At 48.9% G+C, this 17,270-nt stretch carries 12 protein-coding genes and 1 tRNA gene; 11 read left to right on the top strand and 2 right to left on the bottom strand.

Annotated elements, in window-relative coordinates:
• Positions 1 to 214: 214 nt before the first annotated feature.
• From AAE045_RS01605 to AAE045_RS01560, 10 genes are all read left to right on the top strand, one after another.
• Complete coding sequence (locus AAE045_RS01605) at positions 215 to 736, top strand: fimbrial protein (RefSeq protein WP_455546191.1); 522 nt, start codon at positions 215 to 217, stop codon at positions 734 to 736.
• Positions 737 to 805: 69 nt separating this feature from the next.
• The gene (locus AAE045_RS01600) at positions 806 to 1,477 is read left to right on the top strand and encodes a fimbrial biogenesis chaperone (protein ID WP_455546190.1); all 672 of its coding nucleotides are present in this window, start codon (positions 806 to 808) and stop codon (positions 1,475 to 1,477) included.
• A gap of 150 nt (positions 1,478 to 1,627) precedes the next feature.
• Positions 1,628 to 2,140, top strand: coding sequence for a fimbrial protein (locus AAE045_RS01595; protein WP_455546573.1), 513 nt, complete (start codon positions 1,628 to 1,630; stop codon positions 2,138 to 2,140).
• 37 nt (positions 2,141 to 2,177) lie between these two features.
• Positions 2,178 to 2,690, top strand: coding sequence for a fimbrial protein (locus AAE045_RS01590; RefSeq protein WP_455546189.1), 513 nt, complete (start codon positions 2,178 to 2,180; stop codon positions 2,688 to 2,690).
• Between the two features lie 227 nt (positions 2,691 to 2,917).
• Positions 2,918 to 5,449 carry a fimbria/pilus outer membrane usher protein gene (locus AAE045_RS01585; RefSeq protein WP_455546188.1) on the top strand — a complete coding sequence of 844 codons (2,532 nt, stop codon included), beginning with the start codon at positions 2,918 to 2,920 and terminating at the stop codon, positions 5,447 to 5,449.
• Positions 5,450 to 5,533: 84 nt separating this feature from the next.
• Positions 5,534 to 6,532 (top strand): fimbrial protein, encoded by a 999-nt coding sequence (locus AAE045_RS01580; RefSeq protein ID WP_455546187.1) that lies wholly within the window; start codon positions 5,534 to 5,536, stop codon positions 6,530 to 6,532.
• Positions 6,533 to 6,708: 176 nt separating this feature from the next.
• Positions 6,709 to 10,107 (top strand): YadA-like family protein, encoded by a 3,399-nt coding sequence (locus tag AAE045_RS01575; RefSeq protein WP_455546186.1) that lies wholly within the window; start codon positions 6,709 to 6,711, stop codon positions 10,105 to 10,107.
• A gap of 74 nt (positions 10,108 to 10,181) precedes the next feature.
• Positions 10,182 to 10,994 (top strand): OmpA family protein, encoded by an 813-nt coding sequence (locus tag AAE045_RS01570; RefSeq protein ID WP_455546185.1) that lies wholly within the window; start codon positions 10,182 to 10,184, stop codon positions 10,992 to 10,994.
• 253 nt (positions 10,995 to 11,247) lie between these two features.
• A complete protein-coding gene (locus AAE045_RS01565) occupies positions 11,248 to 11,451 on the top strand; it encodes an autotransporter outer membrane beta-barrel domain-containing protein (protein WP_455546572.1) in 204 nt (67 codons plus the stop codon).
• Positions 11,452 to 11,744: 293 nt separating this feature from the next.
• Positions 11,745 to 12,296 (top strand): helix-turn-helix domain-containing protein, encoded by a 552-nt coding sequence (locus AAE045_RS01560; protein WP_455546184.1) that lies wholly within the window; start codon positions 11,745 to 11,747, stop codon positions 12,294 to 12,296.
• Positions 12,297 to 13,438: 1,142 nt separating this feature from the next.
• Here the strand turns inward: AAE045_RS01560 and AAE045_RS01555 are convergent.
• Positions 13,439 to 13,514, bottom strand: a tRNA-Phe gene (locus tag AAE045_RS01555).
• 436 nt (positions 13,515 to 13,950) lie between these two features.
• Between AAE045_RS01555 and AAE045_RS01550 the strand changes: the two genes are divergently transcribed.
• On the top strand, positions 13,951 to 16,086 hold the full coding sequence (locus AAE045_RS01550; RefSeq protein WP_455546183.1) for an ornithine decarboxylase: 2,136 nt from the start codon (positions 13,951 to 13,953) through the stop codon (positions 16,084 to 16,086).
• Positions 16,087 to 16,166: 80 nt separating this feature from the next.
• On the opposite strand, the gene mltC is transcribed toward AAE045_RS01550, so the two are convergent.
• Positions 16,167 to 17,243 carry a membrane-bound lytic murein transglycosylase MltC gene (gene mltC / locus AAE045_RS01545; protein WP_455546182.1) on the bottom strand — a complete coding sequence of 359 codons (1,077 nt, stop codon included), beginning with the start codon at positions 17,241 to 17,243 and terminating at the stop codon, positions 16,167 to 16,169.
• Positions 17,244 to 17,270: the final 27 nt, after the last annotated feature.

Raw genomic sequence — 17,270 nt, 5'->3', positions numbered from 1 at the left:
CGGCATTATTACTGGTGTTTGGGTCTTGTGAGTTCTGCCTTTCTATATGTTTTCTGATTCAGAAAATGTTACTCGCTGCGAATGGAAGATTTATATCTTAGTGTAGGTATAAATGAATTATACACATTGAAATTAAATGAGTTCCTGGTTTGTCTCAGGGGGTTATTTATACGTGTTTTTGTACTTTAGTTAAAATAATATTAAGGAAAATGTAATGAAAAAGAACCTGATTGCTGTTGCTGTTGCTTTTGTCGCTTTCTCAGCTGCTAACGCGTTTGCTGCTGATGGCACTGTAAACTTCACCGGTGAAATCACGGATGAAGCCTGTGTCGTTGATATCGGTACTAACAACACGATGACAGTTGATCTGGGCAAAGTTGCGCGTTCTGCCTTTGACGGTGCAGGCTCTAAAGCTTCAGCCACCAAATTTGTGCTGAAAGTGAAAGATTGCCCGGCCACCGTAACCAGCGCATCCGTTAAGTTCGACGGTATTGGCTATGACGGCGACGACAGCGTACTGAAGCTGACTCAGGATGCAGACGTGGCTGAGGGTGTAGCAATCGAACTGGCAGACAAGTCTCAGGAAAAACTGCCTCTGTTTACCGCTTCTGCGCCATACGACCTGGCTGAAGGTGACAATGAGCTGCCGTTCTATGCACGCTACATTGCAATGAGCGACACCGTAACTGCGGGCCCTGCTAATGCAGTGACTCAGTTCACTCTGAACTACAACTAATTTCTTATTTTTTTAATAAGAAATACGGGCTGGCATGTCCAGCCCGTAATCTTAAATCCTGGAGTAAAAATGAAAGTTATTCGAAATACCTTATTCACATGTCTGCTGGCGATATTATCTATCACAGCAGCGAACGCTGGGGTCATTATTGGTGGCACTCGCGTAATATACGACGGCGGTAAAAAGGAGTCTTCACTGAGCGTCAGCAACCCGGATAATGTTCCGTATCTTATCCAGTCCTGGATTGAAACCCAGAGCGGTGGCGCTGAGAAAGCCCCCTTTGTCATTACTCCTCCGTTGTTCCGGCTGAATCAGGGACAGCAAAACGTGATGCGTATTGTCCGTGCCGGGAATTTAGCGGAAAACAAAGAGTCGATGTACTGGTTGAATATTAAATCCATACCATCCTCGCCTAAGAAAGACAATACGCTACAGATAGCGGTAAAAACACGCATAAAGCTGATCTACCGCCCCGAAGCGCTGAAAGGAAAAGTACCAGGGGAATTAGCTGAGCAATTGAAATGGACCCGTGTAGGTGATGAATTACAGGTAACGAATCCAACTGGCTATTATATGAATTTCAACGAAATTAAAGTGGGTGGCAAGTCGTTACCTGACGTTACCTACGTCGCCCCTGGTGCAAATACTAAATTTAAAATGGCGGGGAATAGCGGCGCAATTACCTTCCGTCTGATTACTGACTTTGGTGCTCAGGGTGAAATCCACCAGGTAAAAATGTAATAAACGTTTGCGGCAGTATTTAAGGTGATACTCAAAGCCAATCTTAAGAGGTCACCGATCGTCAACCTGTATTAAAAGGCCAGCCGGATACAGCGGCTGGTTAACATCAAATATCGCGCATGGCGTGAAATGAAAGAGAGATAAGTGGAAATGCGTAAATTATTCATCCCGGTAAGCATGTTTTTAATGAGCAGTGCCGCTGTTTTTGCGGCTGACCCAGTGAATATTAATATCACCGGTAAAGTCGTGGCTTCTCCTTGCGTGGTTAACTCAGGTTCTGGTGATTTAACGATGGACTTAGGGCAAAACATTCAGGCTTCTACATTAGCAACGGCGGGTTCCGGGAGTACGCCAGTTACACAGGATCTGAAACTGACCAGTTGCCCGGTGGGCACCACCAACGTTAAAGCCACTTTTACTGGTACAGCTGATACAACCAGCACCACCATGTACAAAAACACCGGTACGGCAACCCCTCTGGCGGTGGAACTGTCAAATGCAGAGGATAGCTCACTGTTATCTAACGGTACGACCCTGACGCTGCCAGTACTGGCCGATAACACTGTGACGTTTAAACTGAAAGCTCGTGCGTATACCGCTGCCGGTTCTGTGACGCCAGGAACCATAAGCTCTGTTGTGGTTGCCGATTTTACCTATCAGTAATGGGCGAACGCTCAGGATACGCATTCAGGAGGCTTTCGTGTCCCGTTTATGGTTAGTTTTGATACCAGCATTACTGTCTGGCAGTGCCTGGGCGACCAATATTAATATCGGTGGGGTGGTGGTGGCATCATCCTGTACGGTAAATGTAAACACTGTATCGAAAACGATCGAATTCAGCCCGGTTGGGGCAAGAAGTTTGAGCGACGCGGGGAGTGGTGGAGAGTGGCAGAATTTCCAGTTAAAGGTTATTGATTGCCCTGAGTCTGTCCAGAAAGTGACACTCACTCTCAGCGGGACAGCAGATGATGATGATGTAACCGCTTTTGCGAATTCAGGAAGTGCAGAGCGCGTCGCATTGCGTCTGACAAACTTGACTCGTGATGTGGTGTACAGCAACGGGAGTCTCATTACAAAAGATATCGAAATCAGCGAGGCTGATGGGATGCGATTTTCCAGGTTTCCACTTTCAGCGAGGATTTTCACGCCCCAGGGTGGAGCGAAAGGCGGGACATTTGCCTCTATTGTGAACGCTGATTTTACTTATCAATAATCGCAGCAGGCATTAGTTATTAATGTTTTTCCTGCGCGTTAAATAATTTTACTTAGCAGTATTATTTTAATAAGAATTAAAGCCTCTGGAATTTAATCTAAGTTTTTTAATCGCGACATCTATTCAGCATGCCTGGTATTTCCATGTGTATTGTTGATGGCTAATGACGAGGTTGATATTTCGCAAGCAGGACGCGCAGTCAACACAATGAAGGAATAAGTACAGCCATGAATAAGTTATTTTTACATCGATTATTTTCTGCTCGCCTGGCTTATTGTGTGGCGTTGGTCCTGTCAGGTGTTTCCTGCGAAACTCAGGCGCGTGACTATTTCAACCCGGAATTTTTAGGTGTAGACAACCCAACGATGAAAGGTGCTGATTTATCAGGTTTTGAAGATGATATCCAGGCGCCAGGTAACTATCGTGTAGATGTGATTGTTAATGATCAAATGGTCGATACGCGAGAAATTGAATTTAAGGCCATTAATAACAATGAACAGCAAGAGCTCGCTCCGTGTTTAAGCGTGGCGTTATTAAACAGTTTTGGTGTGAAAACAGAACTGTTCCCTGAATTAGGAAAGGGCAATGAATGCGCTAATCTTGCGGCAATCCCCTCTGCCAGTTATGAGTTCCTTTTTAACACCCAAAAACTGTTGATTAGCATTCCGCAAGCCGCGTTATCGCCAAAAGCGCGTGGTTACATGCCACCAGAACGGTGGGATGAAGGGATTAATGCGGCGTTATTGAATTACAGTTTCAGTGGCGATCAAACTAGCGGTTCAGACAGCGGTGACACCGACAGTCAGTACGCTAACCTGCGTCCTGGGTTGAATCTCGGCGCGTGGAGACTACGAAACTACACAACCTGGAACCGTGACAGTAACGGTCAGGACCGTTGGGATACGGTCTACACCTATGCGCAGCGCAATATTATTTCGCTGAAAAGTCAGATGACGTTAGGGGACAGTTCTTCTCCGGCGGATGTGTTCGATTCAGTGCCGTTCCGCGGTGGTCAACTGGCGTCAGATGATGAGATGTTACCGGATAGCCTGAAAGGCTATGCCCCTGTTGTTCGTGGTATTGCGCGTACCAATGCACAGGTCACCATTCGGCAGAATGGTTACATTATTTATCAAAGCTATGTTGCTCCCGGCGCGTTTGAAATCACCGATATGTTCCCGACCGGTGGCTCAGGTGACCTGGATGTCACCATCAAAGAAGCGGACGGTTCCGAGCAGCATTCAGTGGTGCCTTTTGCTTCTTTGCCGGTTCTGCAACGTGAAGGACGCCTTAAATATTCCTTAACCGGTGGGCAGTATCGTTCTTATGACGGGAGCGTGGATAAAACGCCTTTCGCACAGGGCACGGGCATTTATGGTCTGCCACACGGTTTTACACTTTACGGTGGCGTTCAGGAGTCGAGTCATTATCAGTCTCTGGCGGCGGGTGTGGGTAAAAATATGGGTGACATCGGTGCGTTTTCAACTGACGTCACTCAGGCATGGTCCACTCCGCAGGATATGGCGAAAAGAAATGGCCAGTCATGGCGTATTCGCTACAGCAAAAACTTTGTGGATAGTGGCACCAACTTTGCTATCGCTGGTTACCGCTACTCCACTGCCGGTTACTACAGCCTGCAGGAAGTGCTCGACTCTTATGGCGACAGCAGCGCGTTACAGGAACGTCGCCGTAACCGTATGGAACTGACCGTCAGCCAGACCCTGGGCGCAGCTTTTGGGGCTTTAAGCCTCAGCGCAATCAAAGAGGACTACTGGTCGCAGAACAAGTCGATGGAGTCCTACAGCGCCGGGTATAACAATTCCTGGAAAGGGGTCAGTTGGGGCATGAACTACACCTGGAGCAAGAACAGCACGGCCAGCGGCACAGGCAGCAGTGGCAAGATGTATGACAAGGATCAGGTCTTTGCACTGAACGTGAGTGTGCCGCTGGATAAATTTATGGCGGGAACCTGGGCCAACTACAACATGAGTTCCAGCAAGCAGGGCAGCACGTCGCATATGGTGGGGATGAACGGGGTTGCATTGCAGAACAATGCGCTGAGCTGGGGTGTGCAGGAAGGGTATGCCACCAAAGGCCAGGGCAATACCGGTAACCTGAATGCGGATTACAAAGGGACCTATGGAGAAGTGAACGCCGGGTATGGTTATAACAAGGACAGCCAGCGGGTGAATTATGGGGTTTCTGGCGGGATTCTGGCACATGAAGACGGCGTGACGTTCTCACAACCGCTGGGTGAAACCATTGGCCTGGTGAAGGCCCCGGGGGCAAAAGGTGTGAGCGTACAAAGCCAGCAGGGTGTGAAAACCGACTGGCGCGGATACACGGTAGCAACCAGCCTGACACCTTATCGTGAAAACAGCCTGACGCTTGATACCCAAACGCTGCCGGATGACGTTGAGCTGGATCTGACCACACAAACAGTGGTACCGACCCGGGGGGCGGTAGTGCGTGCAGAATATAAAGCTAATATCGGTGCGCGGGCGCTCATTACCATTAGGCAAGCGAACGGTGAAGCGGTTCCGTTTGGTGCCACGGTGAAATTTGCCGATAACGGTAGTGCCGAAGGCTTTATTGTTGGAGATGGCGGCCAGGCGTATATCACCGGTTTGCCTCCGCAGACAACGCTGAAAGTTGAATGGGGCGAGGGTGTGGGTGAACAATGTGTATTACCTGTGTCTCTCCCTGCGGATCAAAGTACTGGTGTTATCCAATTGAACGTAACTTGTAAGAACAATTAATTCGAATATTTTCTCATTTAATTGTTCTGTGTTCTATTCAAAGATTTCAGAGTCTATAGTATGAATTACTTATGGTGTTATTGTATGAGTTTAACAAGGTCTCACATTTGTTTTTTATTCATTGCAATTCTTTTAGGTTCATCGAGTTTTGAAGCATTAGCTGCTCCTGGACCTGGTTGTACTGGCAGTGGGACTGATTTCGAGCAGTATCCGGAATTTTCTCCAGGAGCTCAGATTGTTTATAAACCTTCGGATCCTGCGGGAACAGTAATCGCTCGAGTGTCTGGCTCAATCAATGTATCAATAAAGTGTGGTGCGACAACTAAAATATATAAAAGTTTCACTGCAAACTCGACACAGGTTACCTCTTTTGCAAATGTGTATCAAACAACTAATATAGGGATTGGCATTCGGATATATGATTCGGCGTTGGGTAAGTATATTACTCCTGACTCTACATTACTGCTTCAGACTTATAGTGCAAACACAGTATTTGGAAGTACAACATTAACGGTTGAATGGGTGAAGTTAGCGGGGCCAAACGAACCAATGGAGACTGGAAGTATGAGGTCGACAATGGTTAGCATGGCTTATCAACCCACAAATACAACAGCAAACTACCTCATATCTAGCCCAACATTTGGGAGAGCTACAAAGCTCATCCCGCAGGTGTGTACATTAACTACCACATCTTTAAATTATGAAATGGGTACGTTAAATGCCAGCGAGTTCGGTTCAGCGGTGGGATTTAATCCGGCTAAGACGGCAACGCAAAACTTAGGTCTGAGCTGTGTTGCAGGTACGAATGTTTACGCCACGTTGAGTGCGACCCAACATCCGGATGTGGCAGACACCAGTGTCTTTGCCTTAAGTGGACAAGGTAGTACGGGTACTGCCAGTGGGGTCGGAATGCAATTAATGTATAATGGCCAGCCATTAAAAATAGGGGAGTCTTTGTTATTAAAGTCCACTGCGGGAGCGTCAGAGTCATTACCTTTAACTGCCCGTTATTATCAGACAAAGCCTGTTGTGATGCCTGGTGAAGCAAATGCTTTGGCTGTGCTTAATATAACGTACCAATAATAAATAATAACTACTTACACTGCGAAAGTTTCTTTTGCTTTTGATGGCTTTTTAGTCCGTTACGTGAGTGAGCCATGCATCACTCGGAATATGTATTGTTTAATGATCTCACCGCTACTCTACAAGCAGTAGTGAATTAACGTTATTTCCGGTATGGCACCGGGGAAGGAATATTTATGAATAGAATTTATCGTCTGGTATGGAATAAGGTCCATTCTGTCTGGGTTATTGCCGGGGAATATTCACGAGCAAATGGCAAAGGCAAAAATGGCCCGCGTCGTATAATTACTGCATCTGGAGCATTAACCGCCGCATTGTTATCTTTTCCTGCTGAGGCATGGGTAGCTGAAAGAGGAACTAGTTCAGCAGCACTGGATGGTAATAACGTAGCAAATACTTCTATTAATGGGGGGGAAGCAACGGGTGTATCTGGCTCGATCGCTATTGGGCCAAACAGCGTTGCATCTACTTCAAATGGGATTGCGCTGGGCGATAACACGCTGGTGACGGGTGATAACTCGGTTGCTATCGGCGCTTCTGCTGAGGCTACGGCTTTGGATGCTCTGGCCTTTGGCTATCAGGCACTGGCCTCAGGCGAAGGTTCATTCGCCGGCGGAATGAATGCGCAAGCGCAGGGAAATCTTGCGATGGCCATCGGCAGCAATGCACAGGCGCTTAGCGATGAAACCATGGCAATGGGTAATAACACCACGGCGAATGGTCTGGCCGCATTTGCGCTGGGGTCAGAATCCCAGGCGAATGGCCAATGGACGATTTCTATCGGTAACCTGACCGAAGCAACAGGCGATAACGCTATTGCCATCGGGGCAAAATCTAAGGCAACAACAACGGGCGCAACCGCCCTGGGTAACTTTGCCGAAGCCAACGAAATTAATGCGCTTGCTCTGGGTAACTATGCTATTTCCTCCGGTCTCGGATCGGCGGCCATTGGCCCTGGTGCCCATGCCAATGATATTCGTGCCGTTGCCATTGGTGATACTGCCGAGGCCAACGGTCAGGATTCCGTGAGCATTGGTGCCGGTTCAAATTCAGCCGAGTTCAGCATTGCAACGGGATATGGAGCCAGTGCGACCGGAAGCTATTCTATCGCATCGGGCGCCAACTCTGTGGCATCAGGTCGCTTTGCGCAGGCTACAGGTATTGAGGCAAAGGCGCTTACGGATTATTCCCTGGCGATAGGCTATCAGGCTCAGTCGAACGCGATGCGCAGTATTGCACTCGGCGCTGAAACCTCCGCGAATGCTATCAACGCAATCACTATCGGGCGCAGAGCTTCTGCTGATGTGAACTCCGAATTCGGTATTGCGATGGGAACACTGGCCGCAGTTTCGGCCGATCAGGCGATTGCAATTGGTACCCAGTCTGTCGCCAGCACCCGCAAAGGTGTAGCAATCGGAAGCAATTCCGTGGCCAACCGGGTAGGCATGAGCGGGGCGACAGAGCTGTTTTCCGGAGTAGCGGTTACGTCAGGTAACGGTGCGGTCTCTGTTGGCTTTGCCGGAGGGGAACGTCAGTTGACTAACGTGGCAGGCGGGACACAAGAAACCGATGCAGCGAATATTCGTCAGTTAAAAGCGGTAGAACAAGAGACTGTCGAACTCAGCGGTCAGGTGGTGCATTACGATACCTATGTGGATGGCACCACGAACTACAACAGCATTACGCTGGGTGGCGACACTTATAACTCCACAACCCATACCGGTGGAACCAAAATCATCAATGTGGCCGAAGGCACTGACCCAGGCGATGCAGTCAATTTTGCGCAACTGACGGAAACCAATAACAGCATCAATAACATCTTTACTACCGGCACCAAATATTTCCATGCCAACTCGACGGGTACAGACTCGTCCGCAACGGGTATTGACGCAGTGGCGATTGGTATGAGTGCAGTAGCAGATGTGGCAAACAGTGTGGCGCTGGGACAAGGTGCTAAAACCGATACCGTAGTAGCCACCACTGGCACGACGATTGCCGGAGTCAACTACACCTTCGCCGGGGCTAATCCGCTCAGTACCGTTAGCGTAGGCAGCCAGGGGCGTGAGCGGACTATCACCAACGTAGCGGCAGGACGTCTTAATACAAACAGTACAGATGCGGTCAATGGATCTCAGCTCTATGCCACCAATCAGGCAATCAATACCCTTAATACTGGCATCACTGAACTGGACGAAAATTCGGTCAAATATGACAAAAATAGCGATGGTTCAACGAATTACAACAGTATCACGCTGGGCGGTGACACCCACAACACCACCACCAAAACCGGTGGGACCAAAATCGTTAATGTTGCCGCAGGTATAGCGCCAGACGATGCCGTGAACTTTGCGCAGCTGACCGAAACCAATAACACCATCAATAATCTCTATGGCGGCGGGACTAAATATTTCCACGCTAACTCTACTGGGACAGACTCTTCCGCGACGGGAACAGATGCTGTCGCTATTGGACAAAGTGCTACGGCGAGTGCAGCGAATGCTATTGCCATTGGTCACGGAGCTGAAGCCAGTACGGCAAGCAGTATTGCGCTGGGTGATGGTGCAAAAACGCAAGAAACTGTTGGCACTGAAGGGATTAATATCCGCGGGAAAGATTACGCGTTCGCGGGGAATACTCCTGTCGGTACAGTCAGTGTCGGTGATGTTGGCGAAGAGCGCACCGTAACCAACGTGGCTGCAGGGCGGGTGACAGCCACCAGTACCGATGCGGTCAATGGATCACAGTTATATGCCGTGGCTGACGCGGTGAACAATATTACCGAAGGGGTCACCCATCTGGATAATCGTTCAACGAAATATGATGTTCACAACGATGGCACTACCAACTACAACAAAATTACCCTGGCGGGGGACACGACCATCATTACCAACCTCGCGGCCGGAACAGAAGACAGCGATGCGGTGAATGTTTCACAGCTTAATGCCGTTGATTCCAAAGTGAACAATATCACTAATGGCAAAGAGGGAATGTTCCAGGTGAACAATACCTCCAGCCAGCCTAAGCCACGTCCAACGGGCAAAGATGCTGTCGCCGGTGGTGCGGGTACGGTTGCCAGCGGTGATAACAGTACGGCAATCGGTACTCGTGCAAAGGCCGCACATAACAATGCGGTTGCTCTAGGTAATAATTCTTTAACAGACCGGGATAACAGCGTGTCAGTGGGATACACCGGGGGCGAGCGTCAGGTTGCTCATGTTGCAGCAGGGACGCGCGGTACAGATGCAGTGAATGTGAACCAGCTGAATTCAGGTATAACTCAGGCCAATCAATATACCGATAACAAGTTCGGGGCGTTGAAAAATATGGTTGATGATAATAAAGATAAGCTCAGTGCAGGTATCTCTGGCGCAATGGCAATGGCGAGTTTACCGCAGCCTTACCAGCCTGGCGCAAGTATGGTTAGTCTTGGTGGTGGAACTTATCAGAGCCAGTCGGCCGTGGCATTAGGGGTTTCCACCATCTCCGACAATGGAAAATGGGTCACTAAAATTTCTGGTACAACTACTAGTCAAGGTGACATGGGCGGTGCTGTCGGTGTGGGTTATCAATGGTAGCCCGATTAGTTCATTAATTATCATCCCCGGTGGTTATATCGGGGATATATTGCTAAATTCAGATGAGATCGGAAATGAAATACGCAAAATATGCTATTCTGGCTATAACATTCGCTGGGGTTGTCCTGGTTTCTGCTTGTACTCGTTCAATAAGTCATATTGATTCACAGGGTAAAACAGATAATCCTATATTTCCTGATGCATCCCATGCTGTAAGGGATGAAGGCAGTTTTGTCAATGTTGATAATTTGCAGAAAATGCGCCCGGGTCTTACGAAAGAACAAGTCTATGAACTTATCGGTACGCCACATTTTAATGAAGGGGTATTTCGTGTAAGGGAGTGGGATTATATTTTTCACTTTATTCGTACTGATGGTTCTGTGTATACATGCCAATATAAAGTTATTTTTGATTTGAGTATGCAGGCACGGAGTTTTGTGTTTTCTCCGGCAGGTTGCCTGGGGGAGTTAAAGCCAGTGGATGCAAAAATGAATCCTGGTAAATCAATAAATAAAATACTGAATGCGGCTGGGTTATTCGATTTTGGAAGCGTTGTATTAAGCTATGCGGGTGTTGTACAGATAAATAGCTTAGCTGAAGAAATAAAGGGTATGAACTTCAGCAGTAAAAAAATTATCATCTCTGGATATACCGATCGCATAGGGAGTCAAATTCAAAATAAGCAATTGTCACTTGCGCGTGCTGAGTCCGTAAAACATATTCTTGTTCAGCGAGGTATTCCACCTTCAATCATAACTACCCGAGGGATGGGAGATTCCTTGCCTCGCGTATTATGTCCTGGAAAGAAATCAACAGCGATTATTACCTGCCTGGCACCGAACCGTAGAATTAGTGTAGAGGTGATTAATAGCTCCGCGTCTATTTGATGTAATAAATTCTGTTTTTTTCGGCGACTGGTGTTATGTGCCCTCACGGGAAGTACAGGGGAAACACCTGTCGTCCAAGTATATATAGTTGTTTATATTGTTAATGAAAGTTGTTTATTATTCAACGGAATGCAGCACGTGCTAATAGGAACAACAAAGCATCAATGTTTTCACTTAATAAAGTTGACAGTTGATTCAGTCATCTCGCCAACAGTATTCATCTTTGAAACCAGCAGTAATAAATAGATCAGCGGTGAAGAATGGTGATGTTTTTTTCACGCCTCAGGCTCAGATAACCTGGTGTGATATAGATTCTAATGGCCTGACCGAAGCTAATAAAACGCGCATCAAGTCGGCCGGAATTAACAACGTGCAGACAAGCCTGAGTGCGAAAATTTCCCGCGACGTTGTGATTAGAATGGACAAAGACAAGCTGAACACCCCTATGTTGAGGTGAAGTGGATCCTCAACATCGAACATGCCTGTGTAAGCCTCGATGGCACCACTCTGATCCAGATAGGTAATATTGTTGTACTGAAAGTTGGTATGGAAGGGAAGCTGAATAAAACTGCCAATAACTTGCTAACGTTACGGAGCAGATCGGTGACAAAGGTTTATAACGATGCCGCTGGCACAGTTGGCTTTAGATATTCGTTCTAAGCGGCAATGAAAATAATTCCGCGAATTTCAGACTTGAGTGATTTTCGTTCGAAAAAACGCATGCATATATTTGTATATAAGAAGAGACACATGGATACTATTCAGATTATCTGTGATAATACGTACACAAAAAAGGCTATTGCAGAGTTAATTCTCAATGTCAGGAGTAACGGTTGTTTAAGTAAAAAGGTAGCTGTTTTTATATTTGAAAAAAAATGGCTTGGGGAGCAAGAGCTCCATGAACTTATGAGTTGTGATGCTAATGATCTTCTGATATTTGCCCGTCCGGAGCTTTATGATTTTATAAAGTTAATGAGGTGGACGAAAAATATTGCATTCGGAGATTGTAGTGCGAGTATGGAAGAAATCACTTTCTCCCTGCAGCAATTCCTCAGTCCAGTCACACACTCATTTGTCTGTAGATCCAGGAAAAACAGATGTTCCATGATGCTCACTAATACGGAACAAAAGATGATGGAGTTAGTTCTACAGGGTATTTCTGTTGGGTCAATATCAAAAATTTTGAACAGGGAATATAAAACGATCTCATTACACAAAAGAAATGCTATGAAGAAACTAGGCACAGCAAGTGATGCAGGCTTGATACACAGGGGAAGGATGTACTTGATGATGAAAGTTTGATTTTTAATGGAAATGGACAGATATTTTGAAATAAAAGCTAGCCCTTGAAATTTCGACGGAGAAACCTGTTTGTCTGCAGCTATAATGGAATGAAGAGACGGATAACTTTATCAGTCCTTTTTCTTCCCACCCAGCGAATTCAGTGCCAGTTTGAACATTGAGTCTGTGGAAGCGACGTGACAATAAACGGTTTTAGTTTGCACACCTGCACCAGGATATGCAGGGACAGTGGGGTTTAGGTCTATCTGGTAAAAGGGGGCTTGATTTTCACCCTGGTGTCGCAGGGTAGTACGTATTCAAGGAGTGATTTTTTCTTAAATCACTTAGACCTTATACAGAGTGAAGCTATTGAACGGTAGCAATGTTTTTTATATCATTCGCCCGGTAGGGAATGCTTCGTGATGAGGTTATAGATAGAGTGGTTATGTGCTGGCGACATGATCTCAATGTAAAGCAGTTGTCAATTAATACCGGGATAATAAAATCAGGCATATCATCGCGCTTTTCAGGGAGGGCATAGCCGCGGATTATTAAGCTGTGCTGAAAACACCTTCTGAGGTCTGATTGTGAAGAAAACCGTAAAAAGAAGAAAACGTTAAATCAGTCTCTAAGGGAAAAGTTTTATCTCAGTATGAAAGATAATGAATAGTTTTTTTTATTTCCCGTGAAGAACGAGAAAACTATGAATAGACTTAAGCTAAGGATTAAAAGATAAAGAGTCCAGAGCCCGGGAGTGAAAATGAGGTTTAGAGTCATTTGCGGTTGGGTTCGTGTTTATTACAGACGAATATATGGAAAGCCGATTTATTGAGATGAGATGAAAATATTAACCAGGTTGCTATTTTCATCTAATTCTGTTCATTCTCTTAATGAGCCAGAACCATCCATATATTTATCAGTATAATGTATCGAACGGAGCTCGATACAAAGTCCAGACCCCAGAAAGCAAAAAACCGCCATGGGCGGGTTCTTTAAATAGTGGTGCCGGACTCGGACTAACGCCGCAGGCGTTTGAACAGCGCGCTCTTCGCGCTGGCCCCGAAGGGGTGAGCTGCTCGCAGCGAATAATCGAACCAAATTCGATGACGAGTCCAGACGCCAGAAAGCAAAAAACCAGCCCTTAGGCTGGTTTCTTTAAATAGTGGTGCCCGGACTCGGAATCGAACCAAGGACACGGGGATTTTCAATCCCCTGCTCTACCGACTGAGCTATCCGGGCAACGGGGCGCATTAAACCGTAAAGCCCATTCTTCGTCAATGATTTTGTCAGCTTACGGCGTCCGTTTGCATGAATAATGTGCGCCATGTTGGACTCTGCGGCTTGAACCCCGCGTGAGAAGGTGCCATGATTGCGCGAAATTTCGCATATCTGCAACGGGGCGCTTATTGATGTTCACAGTCAATGTTCACCGACGTCACCCGATGGCGCGCCGCTCCCTTTCTGCCGTATCCCTAAGACCCTCGCTCACCATGCGGTGAGGGCAACGCAAGCTCGCTGCCGGACAACAGTAAAATCAGGTGACGCCTGGTTTTACTGATGTCTCGCGGTCGGAGTGGCTACTCTCCTTCAGACTCGCAGACACATTCGTCGGGGAATGCTCCCTTTGCCGTGCCTTATGGCACCCACTCATCCTTGAGCTTTGGGATTTGTGCATATGAACTCATTGAAAATTGCCGCCAGCCGCGACGTGGCCGCCACGCTTTCCACCCATCGTGAAGTGGTCACGCTCGATAATACGGACTTTACCGATGTTGCGGCGGTCGTGCTGTCTGCCGCCGACAGCCGCAGCGGCATTCTGGCGCTGCTGAAACGCACGGGCTTTAACCTTCCTGTTTTCCTGGCCTCGGAAACCCAGCCTGACGAGCAGGCGGAGTTTACCGGCGTTATCACGGGTAGAGCGCAGGATTATCTGGAGCTGGAAACGGCAGCTTCCGGCTATGAAGAGGATCTGCTGCCGCCGTTCTTCGACACGCTGACAAAATACGTGGCGATGGAAAACAGCACCTTCGCCTGTCCTGGCCATCAGCATGGTGAGTTCTTCAAAAAGCACCCGGCCGGGCGACAGTTCTACGATTTCTTCGGCGAGAACGTTTTTCGCGCCGATATGTGCAACGCGGACGTTAAGCTCGGCGATTTGCTGATCCACGAAGGCTCGGCAAAGGATGCGCAGAAGTTTGCGGCCAAAGTTTTTCATGCGGATAAAACCTACTTCGTGCTGAACGGCACCTCGGCGGCAAACAAAGTCGTGACCAACGCGCTGTTAACGCGTGGCGACCTGGTGCTGTTCGATCGTAATAACCACAAATCCAACCATCATGGCGCTTTGATTCAGGCGGGCGCGACGCCGGTTTATCTGGAAGCGGCGCGCAATCCGTTTGGCTTTATCGGCGGCATCGACGCGCACTGTTTCGATGATGCCTACCTGCGCGGTTTAATCAGCGAAGTGGCACCCGATCGCGCGCAGGAGAAACGCCCGTTCCGCCTGGCCGTCATCCAGCTAGGCACCTACGACGGCACTATCTACAACGCGCGTCAGGTCGTGGATAAGATCGGCCACCTGTGCGACTACATCCTCTTTGACTCCGCGTGGGTTGGCTATGAGCAGTTTATCCCGATGATGGCGGACTGCTCGCCGCTGCTGCTGGATCTCAACGAGAACGATCCGGGGATCTTCGTCACCCAGTCGGTGCACAAGCAGCAGGCCGGGTTCTCGCAGACTTCGCAGATCCACAAGAAAGATAATCACATTCGCGGCCAGTCCCGCTTCTGCCCGCACAAGCGGCTGAATAATGCTTTCATGCTGCACGCCTCGACCAGTCCGTTTTATCCGCTGTTTGCGGCGCTTGACGTGAACGCAAAAATCCACGAAGGGGAGAGCGGTCGCCGCCTGTGGGCGGAATGTGTGGCGCTGGGCATAGAGGCCCGCAAGGCGATAATCGCCAACTGTAAGATGATCAAACCGTTTATCCCGCCGACGGTAGCGGGGCGTCCGTGGCAGGATCATGCGACGGATAAAATCGCTCAGGAGCGGCGCTTCTTCAGCTTTGAACCGGGCGAGAAATGGCACGGTTTTGAAGGGTATGAGAAGGACGAATATTTTGTCGATCCCTGCAAGCTGCTGCTGACCACGCCGGGTATCGATCCGCAAACCGGTGACTACACCGATTTCGGCATTCCTGCGGCGATCCTCGCAAACTATCTGCGTGAAAACGGCATCGTGCCGGAGAAGGCGGATCTCAACTCGATCCTCTTCCTGCTGACGCCTGCGGAAAGTGCAGAGAAGATGGCGCAGCTGGTAGCGATGCTCGCCCAGTTCGAACAGCATATTGAAGATGACACGCCGCTTGCCGACGTGCTGCCGACTATCTACCAGAAGTACTCCGTGCGCTACAAAGGCTACACGCTGCGCCAGCTCTGCCAGGAGATGCACGATCTCTACGTCAGCTTTGACGTGAAGGCGCTGCAAAAATCGATGTTCCGCAGGGCGAGCCTGCCCGCGGTGGCGATGAACCCGCAGGATGCCAACAGCGAGTTTATTCGCGGCAACGTCGAGCTGGTGCGTCTGAGCCAGGCGGAAGGGCGCACTGCTGCGGAAGGCGCGCTGCCGTATCCTCCAGGCGTGCTCTGCGTGGTGCCGGGCGAAGCGTGGGGAAGCGCTGCGCTGCGTTACTTCCTGGCGCTGGAAGAGGGCGTGAACATGCTGCCGGGCTTCTCGCCGGAGCTACAGGGCGTGTACAGCGAAACGGATGCCGACGGAATTAAGCGGCTTTACGGATATATGGTGAAGTAAACTTTAGGCGGATGACGCTGCGCTTATCCGCCCTACAGATTTTGTAGGTCGGGTAAGCGCAGCGTCATCCGGCAATATAATTACCGCCTGCGGTAACTCTTCTGGGCGGTATTCACCTTATAAAGATAACGGCGGGACTCTGCGGAAGGGTGGCGGGTGGTCAGCGTCTGGTAGACATCGTCCGCGGCCATGCTGTTGATGATGCTGAACGCCCGCTGCTTATCGCTGTTAAACACGCGCAGCACGCTGCCCGCACCGCCGTTGTACGCGGTAATGACCGCATAGCGACGTGATGTCGGGTTATCAATGCCGCCCAGGTAGGTATCCTGCAATATGGCCAGGTAGGCCGTACCGGTATCGATGTTGCTTTCCGGATCGAACAGGAAGCTGCGGCTTGGTTTGCCCCATTTCCCCTGCGACTTAAACACGTCCACGCCCGCGCTGTGCTGCACAACCTGCATCAGGCCCAGCGCATCCGCGTGGCTTACCGCATACGGGTTAAAGCTCGATTCGGTTTGCATAATCGCCAGGATCAGCGACTCGTCCACGCCATATTTCTTCGAGGCTTTTCGCACCATGCCGATGTATTTATGGGCACGCTTATCAAGGTGGTTCGGCACGAGGTTGATCGTAACGCTATAAACGATTTTCAGCCCGGTGCTGCGGCTCTTCAGGCGGTTTTGCAGCAGGTAATCGGCAAATTTTGACGCGCGGCCCTGCCAGCGAATCGCCTGGCCGGTCTGGTCAACAACCTGGCCATACAGGAACGGCATTTTCGAAATCTGCACGTCGTTGGCGTCGGAATAGAGGTCGACCGAGGCCGGATCGTCGCCCATCAGCAGGGTGTTGATGATTGCCTGACGCAGGTGGCCCGCAGGGTCGGTACCGGCGATGGTCTCGATGGTGATCGTACCATCATCGAAGTTGATGTGGCTTCGTGTCAGATACTGGTCGGTATATTTGACGTAATCCTTCGGACCGGCAATCAGAACCTCTTTTATCCCCCAGATGTTTTCGATGTTGTTGGCAAACTGGCCCATCAAAATATCAAAGCCGTTCGTGTCCTTCACAAAGGCTTCGTTGTAGGTATCTTCTTTTTTGCTCGAACACGAGACGAGCAGTGGGGCAATAAGGGCTAGCGCTAGAATTTTTTTCATCGTTCCGTGTATGCGTTTTGCGTGTCG

Origin of the sequence: Dryocola clanedunensis (genome assembly GCF_038405435.1) — a bacterium.
Lineage (GTDB): Bacteria > Pseudomonadota > Gammaproteobacteria > Enterobacterales > Enterobacteriaceae > Dryocola > Dryocola clanedunensis_A.
This window is presented reverse-complemented; position numbering and strand designations above follow the sequence as displayed.

What these genes read in the sequence shown, in the direction of transcription:
- AAE045_RS01580 (WP_455546187.1), top strand. Translation starts at nt 5,534, where the DNA reads ATGAGTTTAACAAGGTCTCACATTTGTTTTTTATTCATTGCAATTCTT.
- AAE045_RS01560 (WP_455546184.1), top strand. Translation starts at nt 11,745, where the DNA reads ATGGATACTATTCAGATTATCTGTGATAATACGTACACAAAAAAGGCT.
- AAE045_RS01600 (WP_455546190.1), top strand. Translation starts at nt 806, where the DNA reads ATGAAAGTTATTCGAAATACCTTATTCACATGTCTGCTGGCGATATTA.
- AAE045_RS01595 (WP_455546573.1), top strand. Translation starts at nt 1,628, where the DNA reads ATGCGTAAATTATTCATCCCGGTAAGCATGTTTTTAATGAGCAGTGCC.
- AAE045_RS01575 (WP_455546186.1), top strand. Translation starts at nt 6,709, where the DNA reads ATGAATAGAATTTATCGTCTGGTATGGAATAAGGTCCATTCTGTCTGG.
- AAE045_RS01605 (WP_455546191.1), top strand. Translation starts at nt 215, where the DNA reads ATGAAAAAGAACCTGATTGCTGTTGCTGTTGCTTTTGTCGCTTTCTCA.
- AAE045_RS01550 (WP_455546183.1), top strand. Translation starts at nt 13,951, where the DNA reads ATGAACTCATTGAAAATTGCCGCCAGCCGCGACGTGGCCGCCACGCTT.
- AAE045_RS01570 (WP_455546185.1), top strand. Translation starts at nt 10,182, where the DNA reads ATGAAATACGCAAAATATGCTATTCTGGCTATAACATTCGCTGGGGTT.
- AAE045_RS01585 (WP_455546188.1), top strand. Translation starts at nt 2,918, where the DNA reads ATGAATAAGTTATTTTTACATCGATTATTTTCTGCTCGCCTGGCTTAT.
- mltC (WP_455546182.1), bottom strand. Translation starts at nt 17,243, where the DNA reads ATGAAAAAAATTCTAGCGCTAGCCCTTATTGCCCCACTGCTCGTCTCG.